General features: G+C 72.0%; 15 protein-coding genes. 3 read left to right on the top strand and 12 right to left on the bottom strand.

From position 1 onward, the window contains the following. Nucleotides 1-131: 131 nt before the first annotated feature. Entirely contained in the window at nucleotides 132-3,668 is a 3,537-nt protein-coding gene (locus IEZ27_RS15075; protein ID WP_189647754.1) for a S8 family peptidase, read from the top strand. Between the two features lie 4 nt (nucleotides 3,669-3,672). On the opposite strand, the gene IEZ27_RS15070 is transcribed toward IEZ27_RS15075, so the two are convergent. The 8 genes from IEZ27_RS15070 to IEZ27_RS15035 all read right to left on the bottom strand — a co-directional run bounded on the left by IEZ27_RS15070 (nucleotide 3,673) and on the right by IEZ27_RS15035 (nucleotide 10,327). Continuing rightward, nucleotides 3,673-4,635, bottom strand: coding sequence for a helix-turn-helix domain-containing protein (locus tag IEZ27_RS15070; RefSeq protein ID WP_125634513.1), 963 nt, complete (start codon nucleotides 4,633-4,635; stop codon nucleotides 3,673-3,675). Between the two features lie 75 nt (nucleotides 4,636-4,710). Further along, nucleotides 4,711-4,965 carry a heme-binding protein gene (locus IEZ27_RS15065; RefSeq protein ID WP_189647753.1) on the bottom strand — a complete coding sequence of 85 codons (255 nt, stop codon included), beginning with the start codon at nucleotides 4,963-4,965 and terminating at the stop codon, nucleotides 4,711-4,713. A 41-nt stretch (nucleotides 4,966-5,006) separates the two neighbouring features. Then, nucleotides 5,007-6,230 carry an MFS transporter gene (locus IEZ27_RS15060; RefSeq protein ID WP_189647752.1) on the bottom strand — a complete coding sequence of 408 codons (1,224 nt, stop codon included), beginning with the start codon at nucleotides 6,228-6,230 and terminating at the stop codon, nucleotides 5,007-5,009. A gap of 186 nt (nucleotides 6,231-6,416) precedes the next feature. After that, on the bottom strand, nucleotides 6,417-6,770 hold the full coding sequence (locus IEZ27_RS15055; RefSeq protein WP_189647751.1) for a DoxX family protein: 354 nt from the start codon (nucleotides 6,768-6,770) through the stop codon (nucleotides 6,417-6,419). Between the two features lie 213 nt (nucleotides 6,771-6,983). Continuing rightward, entirely contained in the window at nucleotides 6,984-7,409 is a 426-nt protein-coding gene (locus IEZ27_RS15050) for a MarR family winged helix-turn-helix transcriptional regulator (RefSeq protein WP_189647750.1), read from the bottom strand. A 103-nt stretch (nucleotides 7,410-7,512) separates the two neighbouring features. Further along, the gene (locus tag IEZ27_RS15045; protein WP_189647749.1) at nucleotides 7,513-8,007 is read right to left on the bottom strand and encodes a hypothetical protein; all 495 of its coding nucleotides are present in this window, start codon (nucleotides 8,005-8,007) and stop codon (nucleotides 7,513-7,515) included. Further along, the gene (locus tag IEZ27_RS15040) at nucleotides 7,976-8,866 is read right to left on the bottom strand and encodes an alpha/beta hydrolase (RefSeq protein WP_189647748.1); all 891 of its coding nucleotides are present in this window, start codon (nucleotides 8,864-8,866) and stop codon (nucleotides 7,976-7,978) included. The genes IEZ27_RS15045 and IEZ27_RS15040 overlap by 32 nt, the downstream gene beginning before the upstream one ends. Before the next feature lie 33 nt (nucleotides 8,867-8,899). Next, nucleotides 8,900-10,327: an MFS transporter gene (locus IEZ27_RS15035; protein ID WP_189647747.1), complete on the bottom strand. Its 1,428-nt coding sequence runs from the start codon at nucleotides 10,325-10,327 to the stop codon at nucleotides 8,900-8,902. A 144-nt stretch (nucleotides 10,328-10,471) separates the two neighbouring features. Here IEZ27_RS15035 and IEZ27_RS15030 point away from each other — a divergent pair, with 144 nt between their 5' ends. Next, nucleotides 10,472-11,074: a TetR/AcrR family transcriptional regulator gene (locus tag IEZ27_RS15030; RefSeq protein WP_189647746.1), complete on the top strand. Its 603-nt coding sequence runs from the start codon at nucleotides 10,472-10,474 to the stop codon at nucleotides 11,072-11,074. Between the two features lie 22 nt (nucleotides 11,075-11,096). Here the strand turns inward: IEZ27_RS15030 and IEZ27_RS15025 are convergent, their stop codons facing one another. Together IEZ27_RS15025 and IEZ27_RS15020 are read right to left on the bottom strand one after the other, a co-directional pair. Then, a complete protein-coding gene (locus IEZ27_RS15025) occupies nucleotides 11,097-11,786 on the bottom strand; it encodes a hypothetical protein (protein WP_189647745.1) in 690 nt (229 codons plus the stop codon). A gap of 163 nt (nucleotides 11,787-11,949) precedes the next feature. Next, the gene (locus IEZ27_RS15020) at nucleotides 11,950-12,543 is read right to left on the bottom strand and encodes a TetR/AcrR family transcriptional regulator (protein WP_189647744.1); all 594 of its coding nucleotides are present in this window, start codon (nucleotides 12,541-12,543) and stop codon (nucleotides 11,950-11,952) included. Nucleotides 12,544-12,657: 114 nt separating this feature from the next. Between IEZ27_RS15020 and IEZ27_RS15015 the strand changes: the two genes are divergently transcribed. Beyond that, a complete protein-coding gene (locus IEZ27_RS15015) occupies nucleotides 12,658-14,133 on the top strand; it encodes a carboxylesterase/lipase family protein (RefSeq protein ID WP_229823990.1) in 1,476 nt (491 codons plus the stop codon). Between the two features lie 11 nt (nucleotides 14,134-14,144). Here the strand turns inward: IEZ27_RS15015 and IEZ27_RS15010 are convergent, their stop codons facing one another. Together IEZ27_RS15010 and IEZ27_RS15005 are read right to left on the bottom strand one after the other, a co-directional pair. Beyond that, nucleotides 14,145-14,639, bottom strand: a complete 495-nt coding sequence (locus IEZ27_RS15010) for a hypothetical protein (protein ID WP_189647742.1) — start codon at nucleotides 14,637-14,639, stop codon at nucleotides 14,145-14,147. A gap of 84 nt (nucleotides 14,640-14,723) precedes the next feature. Beyond that, nucleotides 14,724-15,908 carry an amidohydrolase gene (locus IEZ27_RS15005; RefSeq protein ID WP_229823989.1) on the bottom strand — a complete coding sequence of 395 codons (1,185 nt, stop codon included), beginning with the start codon at nucleotides 15,906-15,908 and terminating at the stop codon, nucleotides 14,724-14,726. Nucleotides 15,909-16,097 lie beyond the last annotated feature (189 nt).

Genomic DNA, 16,097 nt, shown 5'->3' with positions numbered 1-16,097 from the left:
TCCGGGCCGGCGTACGGTGTCGCAATTGCGACATGGCAGACAAACGGCACGTGTGACACCTGGCGCGTCACACATCCGATCACTCACTCTCGTGTGCACTGGTTGTTGTTGCTACGAGAGGTTTCACCCCCATGCACTGGTCCGCCCATGTGACGGTGGCCGGAGTCACCACCGCCGCCCTGTTGAGCTCCCCGTTACCCGCAGCCGCGGCCGTGGCCGAACCCGCCGGCGGGAGCGTCCACCGGGTCACGCTGATCACCGGGGACGTGGTGACCGTCAGGCAGGCCGGGCCGGGCAGGAACGCCGTCGAGGTGAAGCCCGGGCCCGGCCGGGAACGGATGGCCTTCAACACCACCGAGGAGAACGGCGAACTGCGGGTCCTGCCCAACGACATCGTCCCCTTCCTGGCGGCCAGGCGGCTGGACCCCGCCCTGTTCTCGATCACCCGGCTGATCGCCCAGGGGTACGACGACGCGAAGACGGACAAGCTGCCGCTGCTGTTCCTCTACGACGGCTCCGCGCCGAAGAGCGCGACCGCGCCCGAGCTGGAGAGCGTCAACGGCCGCGTCGTCGCCGCCGACAAGCGCACGATCGGCAAGCTGTGGAAGTCGCTCGACGAGCCACGGGCCACGCTGTCGCAGGGCGTGGCGAAGATCTGGCTGGACGCCAAGGTCAAGGCCACCCTCGACCACAGCGTGCCGCAGGTGGGCGCGCCGGAGGCGTGGCAGGCCGGGTTCGACGGCAAGGGCGTCAAGGTCGCCGTACTGGACACCGGCGTCGACGCCACCCACCCCGACCTGGCCGGACGCGTCAAGCAGACCAAGGTGTTCACCGACGAGCCGAGCGTCCAGGACGGCAACGGACACGGCACCCACGTGGCCGCCACCATCGCGGGCGGCGACGGCAGGAAGGGCGTGGCCCCCGGCGCCGAACTGATGGTCGGCAAGGTGCTCGGCGACGACGGCTCGGGCACCCTGTCCGGCGTCATCGAAGGCATGGAATGGGCCGCCGCCGAAGGCGCTTCGGTGATCAACATGAGCCTCGGCGGCGGCGCCACCGACGGCACCGACCCGCTCAGCGTCGCCGTCGACACCCTCACCGAGCGCACCGGCGCCCTGTTCGTGGTCGCCGCGGGCAACGACGGCGCGGCCTACTCCGTCGGCACCCCCGGCGCGGCGACCTCGGCGCTGACCGTCGGCGCGGTCGACGGCAAGGACGCGCTCGCGCCGTTCTCCAGCCGGGGCCCGCGCCTGGACGACGCGCCCAAACCCGACCTCACCGCCCCCGGCGTGGCCATCGTCGCCGCCCGCGCGGCGGGCACCACCATGGGCGACCCGGTGGACGACCGTTACACGGCCGCCTCCGGCACCTCGATGGCCACCCCGCATGTGGCCGGTGCCGCCGCGATCGTCAAGCAGCGCCACCCCGACTGGACGGCGAAGCAGATCAAGGACGCGCTGATCGGCTCCGCCAAGCCCATCGCCGGCCAGCAGATCGACGACGCCGGCGCGGGCCGCCTGGACGTGGCCCGCGCGGTGCGCCAGGGCGTGACCGCGACCGGCGTGCTGGACCTCGGCAAGCACCAGCAGGGCCAGGGCCCCGCCACCGCCGAGGGCACGATCACCTACACCAACGGCACGGCCGCCCCCGTCACGCTGGAGCTGGCCACCACCCTCGGCGGGGCCGCGCTCGGCGCGAAGACCGTGACGGTCGCGGCGGGCGGCACCGCCGACGTCAAGGTCACGGTGGACCTGGCCACGCTCTCCTTCGGCCGGTACGGCGGACTGGTCACCGCCACGGCGGGCGCCGAGCAGGTGCACACCACGCTGGCGCTGACCTGGAAGGGACCGCAGCACAAGGTCCGCTTCACCGCCATCGACGCCGCGGGCAAGCCGACCGGCGCCGACACGCTGTCGATGTTCGGCGCCTCGCAGCAGGACGACCTCTTCACCTGGCTGCCCGAGGACGGGCTGACCGTGGAGGTGTCCGAGGGCACCTACATGACGCAGTCGCTCAACCTGGGCAGCGGCTGGGGACGCATGCACCCGCGCGACGGCATGGTCGTCATCCCCGAGCTCAAGGTCGACCGCGACCTGGACGTCGTGCTCGACTTCCGCAGGACCACCCCGGTGATCATCAGGACCAAGGAGCCCGCCGAGCAGGTCGGCATCTACACCTACTTCACCTATCGGGCGTTCGGCTCGCGCAAGATCTCCCAGGGCGTCATGAACTTCGACGTCATCGAGGGGCTCAACGTCTCACCGACCCAGCCGGTGCGGGACGGCTCGTTCGAGTTCGCCTCGCGCTGGCAGCTCGTCGCGCCGAAGCTCACCGTCCGCGTGCCCGGTACGGCGCAGCCGTACACGATGGGGTTCCTGGGCGGGTCGCCGGGCGTGGAGGGGCGGCACATGTGGCGGCTGGCCGACGGGACGGCCGGGTCCAAGGGCAAGGCCGCGGTCATCCGCGGCGAGGACATCGACTGGGCCGACCCGTCCGGGGCCGCGATCAAGGCGGGAGCGGCGGCGGTGATCCTGGTGATGACCCCCGACGACCCGTTCGGGCGCGGCTGGCGGCCGGTCGGCGCCGACCTGCCGATCCCGGCGCTGGTGGTCGCCGCCGACGACGGGCGGCGGATGCTGGAGCGGATGACGAAGGGCAACGCGAAGATCGAGGTCACCGGGCAGATGAACTCGCCCTACCTCTACGACGTCATGCAGGTCTCCGACGGCCGCGTGCCGGACGAGATCGTGTACGAGGTGAACGACGGCAACACCGCGCGTGTGGCCACGACATACGCCGACAACGGGGGCTTCGCCTGGGCCAAGGAGCAGCGCTTCGGCTGGCGCCCCTGGCAGTCCTACTCGCTCGGCCAGCAGATGGAGACCCAGCGGATCGTCAAGACCCCGCTGCAACGCACCGAGTACGTCAGCGCCAACGGCTCCTACTGGCAGCACCTCGTCAACCACCAGTACGTCTGGGACGACATGGGCCGCCTGCTCGACGGCATGACCGAGCAGCCGCGCACGTACCAGCCCCGCACGCGGACCAGCGAGAGCTGGCACGCCCCGGTGGTCCGCCCGGCGATCCCCGCCTGGATCACGCCCTCCACCCGCGAGGGCGACACGATGGAGATCCGGATCCCCGAGTTCGTCGACTCCTCCGGTCACGCCTCCCGCGCGGGCGTCGACAACGACACCGCCTCGGCCCGCTTCTACCGTGACGGCACGCTGGTGGCCGAGCGCGACGCCGCCTGGGGCGCGTTCCCCGCCGCGCCGCAGGAGGCCGCCTACCGCCTGGAGCTGTCCACCAGCCGCACCTCGGAGGAATGGACCACGGCCACCGCGACCGAGACGGCCTGGACGTTCCGCTCCAAGCCGGGCGACCGGGTGTTGCCGCTGCTGCAGGTCGACTATGACGTACGCCCGGAGCGCCCCGGTCTGGTGGGCTTCGCCGTACGGCATCAGGAGGGCGTGAGCGGGGCGCGTGCCAAGGACCTGAAGCTGGAGCTGTCGTACGACGACGGCGCGACGTGGCGGGCGCAGCCGGTCCTCGCGCTCGGCGGCGGACGCTACACCGCGATCGTCCTGCGCCCGCACCCGTCGCTGCGGGTCACCGCCACCGACTCGGCCGGCAACACGGTCAGGCAGACGGTGATCAGGGCCTACTGATCGGTCAGAGCCAGTTCTCGCGGGCGGCGTGCCAGGCCAGTTGCATCCGGGTCTGCGCACCCGCCCGCTCCATCAGGTAGGCGATCCTGCGCTGCACCGTACGCTGCGAGATCTTGAGCTGGGTGGCGATCGACTTGTCCGGAACACCCGCGACCAGCAGCGACAGCAGATAGAGATGATCGGCGTCGAGCGGGCTGCCCGGACTGGTCAGGCTGACCGGCGTGGCCCGCTCCCACAGGCTCTCGAACAGGGCCTTCAGGGCGTCGAGCAGGCTGCTGGGCCTGATCAGCGCGGCCGTCAGCTGGGTCAGGCCGTCGGTGTGCTGGATGAGCGGGAGCACCCCGAGCTCGCCGTCCGCGATGATCATCCGTACCGGCAGGGCAGGCAGGGCGCGGGCCTGCTCCCCCAGCGTGATGCCCTCGGCGAGGTTGACCAGCATGCCGGGTTCCTCCAGCAACGCCCCTTCATAGATGACGCGGAAGCCGACGCCGCGCCGCAGCGCCGCGAGTTCCTCGGTGTTCTCCTGCGAGGTCATCGCCACGTGTCCGGCCCGGCAGAGGCTGACCACCTCGTGGCGGGCGCCGTCCTGCAGCAGCCGCAGTTGCTCGCGCAGCGCCGTACGGCTGGTGATCACCTCGATGAGCTGCGCCGCCTCGCGGCGCCGCGCGTGCGCGAGGTACTCCCCCGTGAGCTGCTCCATGGCATGCCGCGCCCGGTCGACCTCCGCCTGACGCCGGTGCAGCCGGGCCGCGAGCGCGACGTCGGGCGCGACCGCCGTGAACCGTCCGGACTCTCCCGGTACGGCCCGCGCCAGCCCCTTGGCCAGCAGCGAGCCGAGCGTCCGCCGCGCGACCTCGGCCGCCACGCCCAGCTCCTCGGCCAGGGCGTCGGACTCGACCTCGGTGGTCCTGACCAGCAGCCGGTAGGCGGCTTCCTCCTCCGCGCCCAGCCCCGCCGCGCTCAGCACGTGCCGCTCACGACCCGATCCAGATTCACCCGGCCATTGTAGAGAGGCGCCGCCGGGTGATGGCCTCGTCCACTGTCAGCGGGTGAGTGCCTCCAGTGCGGCGGTGGCGAAGGAGTGGTCCTGCTCGGGGGCGCCGCCGCCGAGGCCGATCGCGCCGATCACGCGGCCGTCGCGGTGGATCGGCACGCCGGCGGTGGAGGCGTTCAGCTGGAGGGCGGTGTACGCCTTGCGGGTGCTGGTCTCGCCGGAGATCAGCACGGCGGTACGAGCGGCCGCGATCAGGGTCTCGGCGTCGGCGGTGGTCAGTGGCGTGACGGCGGTGGCGTTCATGACGTTTCTCCTGCGATGAGACGGAGGTGGAACGAGGACGGTCAGTCGTGGACGAGCGCGGGCGCGGGAAGGGCGGCGCCGGCCGGTTCGCCCGCCGGTTCGGATGCCGGTTCGGACGCCGGGGCACGGCGCTCCAGGGCCGCGGACCAGACCGCCAGGACCAGGGCAGCGGCGGCGAGGAGGGCGCCGACCCAGTTCGGCGCGGTGAAGCCCAGGCCCGCGGCGATGACCAGGCCCCCCAGCCAGGCGGCGAGCGCGTTGCCCAGGTTGAACGCGCCGATGTTGACGGCGGAGGCCAGCGTCGGCGCGCCATGGGCCTGGTCGAGTACGCGCTTCTGCAGCGGCGGCACGGTGGCGAAGCCCAGCGCCCCCACCAGGAAGATGCTCGCGGCGGCGGCGACCTTGTTGTGCGCAGTCAGGGTGAACAGCGCCAGCACGACGGCGAGCCCGCCGAGGGCGGTGTACAGCATGGGCATCAGGGCGCGGTCGGCGAACCGGCCGCCGAGCAGGTTCCCGAGGAACATGCCGACGCCGAACAGCACGAGCAGCCAGGTCACCGCGTCGGCGGAGTAGCCGGCCACCTGGGTCATCATCGGCGCGATGTAGGTGATCGCGGCGAAGACGCCGCCGAAGCCCAGCACGGTCATCGCCATCGCGAGCAGCACCTGCGGGTTGCGGAACGCCGTCAGCTCCCGGCGCAGGCGGGTGCCCTCGGGCCGGGGCACGGCGGGCACGAGCGTGGCGATGCCGACCAGGCCGACCAGGCCGAGCACGGCGACGAGCACGAACGTGGTGCGCCAGCCCACCGCCTGCCCGATGAAGGTGCCCAGCGGTACGCCCACGACGTTCGCGACGGTCAGGCCGGTGAACATGGTGGCGATGGCGCCGGCCTTCTTGTGCGGGGCGACCATGTCGGCGGCGGCCACCGAGCCGATGCCGAAGAACGCGCCGTGGGCCAGCGAGGCCACGATGCGGCCGCCGAGCATCACGCCGAAGCCCGGCGCCAGCGCGGACAGCAGGTTGCCGGCCACGAACAGGCCCATGAGCAGGAGCAACATCGTCTTGCGGCTGATCCTGGTGCCGAGCGCCGTCATCAGCGGGGCGCCGATGACCACGCCGATCGCGTAGCCGGTGACCAGGAGGCCCGCTGTGGGGATGGACACGCCGTAGTCGCCCGCGATCTCGGGCAGCAGGCCCATGATCACGAACTCGGTCGTACCGATCCCGAAAGCCCCGATGGCCAGGGCGAGAAGTGCGAGAGGCATCGCGCGGCCCTTCATGTGATTGCTGATGCACTTTGCAAGCCTCGACAATAGTTGCACACGCGCTATAAAGGCAAACGCGGGCATTCCATCTCGCCACTCGCCGCATCCGGCGGAACCACTCGATGCCCCCGCCCAGGACCGCTAGCCGGCAAAGCCGCCCCTGGGCCGGATGATCTCCAGGTGCGGTCAGAGGCCGGCCAGGCCGAGAACGAGCGTGGCGACGCTGAGGATGCACAGGACCAGCGACGGCACGGTGCCCTTGGCGGCGTCGCGGGCCTTGACGTGGGTGACGACGGCGCCGGCCATGAGGAGCGCCAGTCCGGTCGCGGCCGCGACCCCAAGGGGCTCGATCCACAGTCCGGCGATCAGTCCCGCGGCTCCGAGGATCTCCAGCGCGCCGATGACGCGCATGAACCCGGCCGGCACGCCGAGCTTGCCCAGCTGGGCGGCCATGGCGTCCTGGCCGGACAGCTTCGGGTAACCGGCTCCGGCGAAGGCGAGCGCCAGCAGAACGGACAGGACGGCGAAGGCGATGAACATGGAAGCGAGTCCTTGAGGTAGAAAGTTCAATACTTCACTGAAGCAACTATGTTCTACCAGAAGTTTTCGGTGGCAACGCCAAGGGGCCGGCTCACTGTGCCGGAAGGGGGAACAACGCCATGCGAACGACGGCGCGGAGCGCGAACAGCCGCTATGGGCGGCGATGAGGTGGAGAAAGGGCGGACCGTCGCCCGGGAGCCGGGGGCCGGCTGTCTATTGAGCCGTACGGAGCAGCGACAGCAGTGCGGTGCGCTGGTCGGCGTCGAGCACCGAGATGATCGGCGCCTTCTCGAAGAGGCGGGTCAGCAGACGGCCTCGAAGATCCTGCCCCGGCTCGGTGAGCACGAGCCGCTTGGCCCTCCGGTCGTCCGGGTCCGGCTCCCGGCGCAGGAAACCGCCCTGTTCCAGGGCGTCCGCGATCCCGGTCACGTGGGAGGGCTCACAGTGGAGCTGACCGGCCACGTGGCCCATACGCCGGGGTTGCCCGAGTTGCAGCAGTGTGTGAGCCTGCGGCACGGTCAGGCCGACCGCGGCGGCGGTCTCATCGAAGTGGGCCCGCAGGGCCGCGTCCGCGGCGAACAGGCGTTCCACGATCTCCTGGCCCTCGGGGTCTGGCCAATCGATGTCCGGCTCCGCCACGTCTCCCCCGCCGCCCACACTGTTTCAGCTTTTGCACTATATGCCTTGCGGGAGTCATCGAGCGCACGCGGTACGGCCCCCCCGCACCGGCACGCTGGGCGTGTCAAGGGTGGATGGCGGGCACGATGCGCCAGTCGCGTTGGAACACCAGATTGTGCAGGTCGGCGGCGGCGATGGCCCGCAGGACGGGGACCAGCTCCGCCGCCTGCCGCGCGTCCGCGACGTTGAGCGGCCACTCTCCGACCGTGGCGCCCCGCAGGTGCGGGTGGTGGAAACCGGCGCCGTAGTGGGCGATCAGGGTGATCGGCGCGATGCCCGCCGACCGCTGGGCCGGCCACGACAGCGACCAGGTGGCGAAGCTGCCGCCCGCGGCGTCGGTACGTACGCCGGTGGCCTCGACGGCGCCGCTGCCCAGGAGGAGGTGCCGGTCGAACTCGGCCAGCACCTGCCGTACGGGCGCGTCGAGGAGTTCGACGGCCTGCCGGAAGGCGTTCTGCTTGCCCTGGCGGGTGGCGTGCCCGGCATGGGTGCCGTCGCGCAGGTCGGTGAAGTGGCGGACGAGAGCCTCAAGCGGGGCAGGGGGAACGTTCGTCGTCATCGTGAGTCCTTTCGCTGGTCGAGCCCGGCCGGAGCTCGCGCAGAGCGCGGGCGAGCGAGTGGAGAAGGGGACGGTCGGGGCGCAGCACGTCGCCGTGGACGGCGCCCGGTGGGCGCAGGAGCCGTACCGGGACGCCGTCCTCGCGCAGGCGGTGCGCGTACGCCTCGACGTCGTCGTGCACGGGGTCGTCGCGGCCGACGGCGAGGACGGCGGGGGCGAGGCCCGCCAGGGTGGGCGCCTGCCAGTGCGTCGCGTACAGGCGGGTGCCGTCGGCGTCGCGGACGACGGCCGGCCCGTCGCCGAGCCGGGTGCGCCAGGCCCGGCGCAGCGCCGCCGCCTGCGGGAACGCGGAGGGCGAGCGCTGATAGGACGGCGCGGCGCAGGCGGGGTCGAACGGCGGGTAGGCCAGCACCTGCGCGGCCAGCGGCAGGCCGCGGTCCCGGGCGGCCAGGGCGGCGCCGGCGGCGATCGTGCCGCCCGCGCTGTCGCCGCCGACCGCGAGCGGGCGCCCGGCAGCCTGGCCGCGGGCCCAGCCGAGGGCGGTGAGAACGTCCTGAACGGCGGCGGGGTGACGGTGACGCGGCGCGAGCCGGTAGTCGACGCTGATCACCGTCCAGCCGGACCAGGCGGCCAGGGCCGCGGTGGCGTCGTGCCAGTCGGCGGCCGAGCCGCGCTGCCAGCTGCCGCCGTGCGCCCAGACCAGCAGCCCCGCGGGAGGACGGCCCGCCGGCCGATGGACCCGGACCGGCACGGGCGGCGAGCCGGGCAGGACGAGCCCGCACCAGGACGTCGCCCGCCGACCGCTGCCGGAGATCTCGATGGCGGGGCCGGGAAGGCGGGCCGTGAGCTGAGGATCCATGATCTGCTCCGAGACGGGAGAGGGAAGGGCGGGTCAGGCGCCGCGCCGGCCGCGCAGGAAGAGCGCCGCGAGGAGTACGCCGAGCAGGACGAGGGCGGCGTTGACCGCGATCGCGACGGTGACGCCGTGCAGGACGGCCGCGCCGGTCGCGACGCCGGCCGTCGCGGCGGTGACGATCGCGGACATGATCGGGGTGCCCATGGTGATGCCGATCTGCTGGGACATCGAGGCCAGCCCGGTGGCCAGGCCCTGCTCGCGGTCGGGCAGGCCGGTGGTGGCGGTGACCATGAAGCCGACGATCACCAGCATGTTCCCCACGCCGCCCAGGAAGGTGGCGGGCAGCAGCAACCCCATCGAGGCCGAGGTGTCGCCGAGGAGCAGCAGGGCGGCGGTGCTGACCGCCTGCAACACCCCGCCGCCGACCAGCACGGCCACGGTCGAGGTACGGGCGATCACCTTCGGGGCGAGCAGCCCGCCCGCCACGGTGCCGAGACCGAGCACGCCGAACGACAGTCCGGCGGCCAGGGCGGTGAAGCCGAGGGTCTTCTGCAGGTAGAGGGTGAGCAGGTACACCAGGGACGTCTCCGTGACGAAGGCCAGCAGGCCGATCAGGTTGCCCCAGGCCACGGTCGGCTTGCGCAGGACGTTCAGCGGTACGAGGGGCTGGGCGGCGCGGCGTTCGATCAGGAAGAACAGGCCGAGCAGGACGATTCCGGCCACGAGCCCGGCCAGGGCGAGGGGGTGGGTCCAGCCGTGTTCGCCGGCCTGCGTCAGGCCGTAGACGACGCCGAGCAGCCCGAGGGTCACGCTGAGCGCCCCGGGCAGGTCGAGCCGGGGACGTACGGCGGGGCGGGACTCGGCGATGACGGCCGGCGCCACGAGGAGCACGGCGAGGGCGACGGGCACGTTGATGAAGAACGCCCAGCGCCAGGAGAGCACGTCGGTCAGGACGCCGCCGAGCACGGCTCCCGCGGTGAACCCGGCGGACATGAGGGCGCCGTTGAGACCCAGCGCCTTCTGCCGCAGCGGCCCTTCGGGGAAGGACGTGGTGAGCAGGGCGAGCCCGGCCGGGGTGGCGGCGGCGGTCGCCAGGCCCTGGGCGATCCTGGCCACGATGAGGATCTCGGGGGTGGGGGCGAGCCCGCCGGCGAGCGAGGCCGCGCCGAGGAGGGCCAGGCTGCCGAGGAAGATGCGCTTGCGGCCGATCAGGTCGCCGATGCGGCCGAAGAAGAGGGTGAACCCGGCCGCGCACAGGGCGAAGGCGGTGGCGATCCACTGGAGGCCGGACAGGGAGAAGCCGAGGTCGTCGCCGATGGCGGGCAGGGCCACGTTCAGGATCGAGAAGTCGACGGCCAGCATGAACTGGGCGACCAGGAGCACCGCGAGGGTGAGGCGCAGGCGGCCGGTCAGGCGCCGCGGCGGGGCCTGGACGGCGGACGACGGCAGGGATGTGGTGGTCATGGCAGGGCTTTCTCTCGGGCGTGCCGGTCGGCATGCCGCTACAAACGGTTCTGTGGTTCCGTTAAGATGAGAGGACTGTAGCACTGGAATCCACGCTAAGGGAACTGTCGTCCCGATAAGCGTTCGCAAGAGGAGGAGCCCGTCATGGCCGCCGATCCACCGCCCGGCGCCGTCCGTCCTGGTGGGCGTACTGCCCGCGTCCGCGAGGCCGTCCTCCAGGCCGCCGGCGACACCCTGGTCGAGAAGGGCTTCTCCGGGCTCGACCTCGGCGACATCGCCCGCCTCGCGGAGGTCGGCAAGACCACCGTCTACCGCCGCTGGGGCACGCCCGGCGCGCTCGCCGCCGACCTCCTCAAGGACATGGCGGCGACCTCACTGCCCCGCGCCCGCAACGGCAGCCTGGAACAGGACCTGCGCGACAACGCCCGCCTGGTCGTCAGGACACTGACCGACCCCCGCCAAGGGCGCCTGTTCAAGGCGCTGATCGCCGCCTCCCTCTGCGACGAGGAGGCCGCCCGCGCGCTGCACCGCTTCTACGCCGTCCGCATCGAGGAATGGTCCGGCTGCGTCACCGACGCGATCGAACGCGGCGAACTGCCGCCCGGCGCCGACCCGCACCGGGTGATCGCCGCCGTCTCCGCCCCCCTGTACTACGCCCTGCTCAACACCGGGGAACCCCTCGACGAGGCCGCCGCCGACCGGGCCGCCACGGCGGCACTGACGGCGGCCCGCGCCGGAGCCATCTGACCCGCGGCTCCGACGCCGCGGGTCAGAGCAGGTGATCTTGCTCGGGGAGGTACGGGCTGAAATGGTCGGCGACCATCTCCGCGATCGCGGCGGCGTCGCGGGAACCGTCGACTTCGATCACGCGGACGCCGAGCCGGCGGGCGGCGCGGACGGCGTCCTCCGCGACGAGACGATCCCGGGCCAGGCGGTTGGCCTGCGCGCGGGCCGGATCGCTGACGGGGTGCCCGAGCGAGGCGGCCCGCGGAAGCTCTCGGAGCTGATGCCGGCGGAACCCCGGCGTCGGCACCATGACGACCATCCGGCGTGGCGAGTCGACGACGGGTGCGACGAGTTCGGGGCGGAGTCCCCAGCCCTCGGCGATGATCGGACGGCCCGAGACGAGCGCGCGCAGGTCGTCCAGGGCCCACTCGAACCGGACCGGGAAACCCGCCAGGGTCGCGGCGGCCATCTCCTCCGGGCTGGTACGGACCCACACCTCGTCCGGGTCGGGCTCGGCGGCGGGCTCGCCGAGCGCGACACGACGGGCGATGCGGCGATCGTTGTGACCGCGGGCGTCGTGGTGGTCGTAGTGGTAGGCGGTGACGCCGTACTGGACGGCCAGGAGCCGGGCCACGGTCGATTTACCGGCCCACTGGCCACCACCGATCCACAACGCGCGGCGCAACGTGCCGAAGGGATCTTCGCCGTCCGCGAGGGAGCCGTGGCTGGTCATCCGGTGTCCTCCTCCGGTGAGGTGCGGTCCGCCTTCATGGTGTCGCCTCCTCGGGGGGATGGTGAAGTCGATCCGGAAGACGTTGCCGGGATCGTGGACGGCTTTGAGCTCGGCCAGGCGGGCGTGGTCGCCGGGCACGCGCCCGGCGGCGGTCTTGCGGGAATCAGCCGAACAGCCTGTCCAGGTGCGCATCGATCGCGGTGAGCGCGTCCTGGGGCTCGATCACGCCCAGTTCGATCAGGGGGGTGAGGCCGGTCAGGGCGAGGAGCAGGTTGGTCTCGACCGCCGGGTCGCGGTCAGGGCCTATATGTCCGTCGACGACCGCCTGGCGTACCAGTTGCTCGACGAGCGCCCGCCCCTGGACGAGGCCACGACGTGCCTGCTCGTGGACGGCCTCGTCGTGCAACGCCTCCAGGACGTACGCGGCGCTCATCCGGCTGGTCGCGCGGGCGTCGGCATGCAGGGGAAGCATTTCCGCGAGCGTCAGCCGCAGCACGTCACGAGGGTGCGGACGGTCACCGAGCCGCTCCAGACCCCGGCCGACGCGCAGCGAGGTCTGCTCGGAGGCGAAGTCCACGGAGAAGGAGAGCATGGCGGCCCGGGAGGCGAAATAGTGTTGCAGCTGCCCGAGCGACATGCCCGCCTCCTGCGCCACCACCCGCATCGTCAGGTGCGCGACGCCCCGCCGCTCCACCACCCGCCACAGCGCGCGGGCGATCTCTTCGCGCCGTCCGCGGTGATCCACCTGTTTCGGCATCGCCGGTCTCCCTCTCGCCCCCCGGAACCTTTCCCATACAAGTGACATAATACAGTTGACCTACAACCTCGAGATCCACTCAGGGAAGGCCACCTCATGCCCGTACGAGCGACAGTGCGAACCACGGAAGGCGCGGTACAGGGACGCCGACGGCACCGGCACACGGTGTTCCGCGGCATCCCCTACGCCCAACCCCCCGTGGGAGCCCTCCGCTTCGCCGCGCCCGCCCCACCGCAGCGCTGGGAAGGAACGAGACAGGCGACGGAATTCGGCCCCGCCGCGCCCCTGTCCCTGCCGGTCGACACGGGCCCGCCGCAGGGCACGGACTGGCTGACCCTCAACATCGCCACCCCCGATCCGGGCGCGGCAGGACTACCGGTGCTGGTGTGGATCCCCGTGGGCGGCTACATCTCCGCGATGTCGAGCGACCCGATGTACGACCCGGCGGCACTCGCCGAGGCAGGACTCGTCGTGGTCACCCTCAACTGCCGCGTCGGCGCGGAGGGCTTCGCGTTCCTGGACGACGCACCACCCAACCGCGGGCTCCTCGACCAGATCGCGGCACTGGAATGGGTACAACGCAACATCACCGCCTTCGGCGGCGACCCCGGCCAGGTCACCGTGGCCGGACAGTCCGCCGGCGCGGGATCGGTCGCCGCCCTCCTGACGATGAAACCGGCACGCGGCCTCTTCCGGCGGGCCATCGCCCACTCCGTACCAGGGCTGCACAGCACCCCCGCACTCGCACGACAGGTCACCACCACCCTCGCGGAACGGGTCGGCGCGGCAACCCCCACCGCCGCGGCCCTGCGCGACACCGACCCCTGGCGGCTGGCCGCGGCACTCACCACCCTCAACACCGGCCTCCACGCACACCGAGCACGCTGGGGACGGCTCACCGAGACCGGCACCGCCCTGTGCCCCGTCATCGACGGCGACGTCCTGCCCGAAACACCCTGGACCGCGCTGGCCGGCGCACGCGCCGACGGGACCGAACTACTCGCCGGCCACACCCGGGACGAATTCCGGCTCTTCAGCGTCATGAGCGGACGACACGGCACCTTCACCGAGCACGACGCCCACACGGCCCTGGAACTGCTCGCCCCCCGACCGCACGGCCCGGACGCCTACCGAGCCGCGTTCCCGCAGGCCGGCCCGGAGGAGCTGGTGGAGACGGTCTACTCCGACGCCCTCTTCCGCATGCCGTCACAGAAACTGGCCGAGGCGAACGCCGCAGCCGGCGGCACCTCGTACCTCTTCGAGCTGCGCTGGGCCGCCCCGGCCCTCGGCGGCATCCTCGGCGCCTGCCACAGCCTCGACGTCCCTCTGGCGTTCGGCACGCTGGACAGCCCCATCGGCACGCAGCTCATCGGCGACGAACCCACGCCCGAGGCCGTCGCCCTCTCCCGCGAACTCAGGGAGGCATGGATCCGCTTCGTCACCACCGGCGACCCCGGATGGCCCGCCCACCGACCCGACCGGCACCTCACCCGCGTCCTGGACACCGAGTCGAACACCCTGCCCTACCCTGAAGAGGCCTCCCGCCGAATCTGGGAAGACCACTCCCCCGCTCCCTTCGACCTCGTGTAGGCCGGCGTCGGTCATTCACGAGATGCCAGACCGGGAAGTTCACCGGCGAAGCGATCGTCCAGGAGGATTCCCTCTCCGAAGGACGAAGACACCGGCTCCCACTTGGCGGGGACCAATCCCTCCGAAAGGCTTCCTCCGTTCAGTGCTTTGAAGGTGTCCGTGTTCAGGTCCAAGCCTCGGCCGCCGCGATCCACCGCCATGACGTACTGCGGCGGAATGTCGGGGCGCGTCGGATTGACGACTTTCAGAATGGTTCCGCACTCCGAGGCCGTCAGACCTTGCACTGCGGTGATTCGAGACAGATCCAGGGCCGAGCCGGGAATGCCGCAGAACATCGGAATCTCGTCCAGCGACCCTCTTTCCGGCCGGAACTCATGGAAGGTGACTTTCTGCTCGCCGGAGAGCATGCCCCCATCTGCCGCGACGGAGGCGTCGGCCCAGGTGGGTGGGGGCCACGACAACACCGCCAGAACGAGCCCTGTCATCGCCGCAATGGTTTTCGCCATGATTCGAAGACGGTACAGCTGAACGGCGTCCGCAGACCGGAAACCCCGCCTTTACATTGTAGATCACGCCGTACCCTCGGGCGGTCAGCCGGGCGTCGCCGGGCCCGAGGGAGCGTCGCCCGTCAGGACGCGGCGGGCCAGCGTCACGTAGTAGTCCGTCCCTGTCCGCAGGACGGCGTCGTTGAAGTCGTACTGCCTGCTGTGCAGCGGGTCGCCGCCCCGGCCGGGTTCGGTGCCGTTGCCGAGGAAGGCGAAACAGGCCGGTACGGCCTCGGCGAAGACGCCGAAGTCCTCGCTCGGCATGATGGGCGCGCAATCCGGGTCGACGCGTTCCTCGCCGGCGACCGCGACGGCCGCCTCGACCGCCGCGGCGACGCAGGCGGGGTCGTTGACCGTGGGGGCGAACTCGTGGGTGTAGGTGACGGCGCACGTCGCGCCGTGGGCCGCGCCGATGCCTTCGCAGAGCCGGCGGATCCGGTCCTCGATGAGCTCGCCGACGCCGGGGTCGAAGCTGCGCGTGTCGCCTTTGATGACGACCTCGCCGGGGATGGCGTTGCGTACGCCGTCCGTGCTGAAGTCGGTGCAGGACACGACGGCGGGCAGCGCGGGGTCGACGTTGCGGGCGACGACGGTCTGCAGGGCCAGGACGATCTCGGCGCCCACCACGATGGGGTCGACGACCATGTGCGGGCGGGCGGCGTGCCCGCCGCGTCCCCGGATGCGGATCTCGAAGTTGTCCTCGCCGGCCATGATGCTCCCGGCGCGGGTCAGGAAGTGGCCCGCGGGGACGCCGGGCAGGTTGTGCAGGCCGTACATGGCCTGGACGGGGAAGCGTACGAGCAGGTTGTCGTCGAGCATGGCCCGCGCGCCGCGGCCGGGCTCCTCCGCGGGCTGGAAGACGAACCGTACGGTTCCGTCGAAGCCGCCCTCGGCGGCGAGGACGGCGGCGGCGCCGAGGAGCATCGCCATGTGCCCGTCGTGGCCGCAGGCGTGCATGAAGCCGGGGTTGCGCGAGGCGTGGGAACGCGTGCCCGGTTCGTCGAGCGGCAGGCAGTCCATGTCGGCCCGCAGCCCGATGGCACGGTCGCCGTCCCCCCTGGTCAGGGAGGCCACGACGCCGGTGCCGCCGACGCCTCGGACGACGTCGAGACCGGCCGCCTCCAGCGTCTCGGCGACGTAGGCGCTCGTCGCGTGCTCCGCGAAGGCCGGTTCGGGGCGCCGGTGCAGGTCGTGCCGCCAGGCACGCAGGCGGGAGTCGAGGTCGGTCACGAGCGGTCCTTCCGGGCCGGTGGGAGGAGGACGGGGCCGCGGAGTCGTGCCGTGCCTCCACGACGACAGGACCGCCACCATGATGGACGCCTCCGGACGCCTGATCAAAATCGAGCCGCAGGCGGGGAGGCTCATCTGGCCGGCCTGCGCCTACACGGCGGGCGGTCCGGACGGGACGGCGTCGTGCTG

The sequence above is a fragment of the Nonomuraea spiralis genome (assembly GCF_014648435.1).
Classification (GTDB): Bacteria; Actinomycetota; Actinomycetes; order Streptosporangiales; family Streptosporangiaceae; genus Nonomuraea; species Nonomuraea spiralis.
This window is presented reverse-complemented; position numbering and strand designations above follow the sequence as displayed.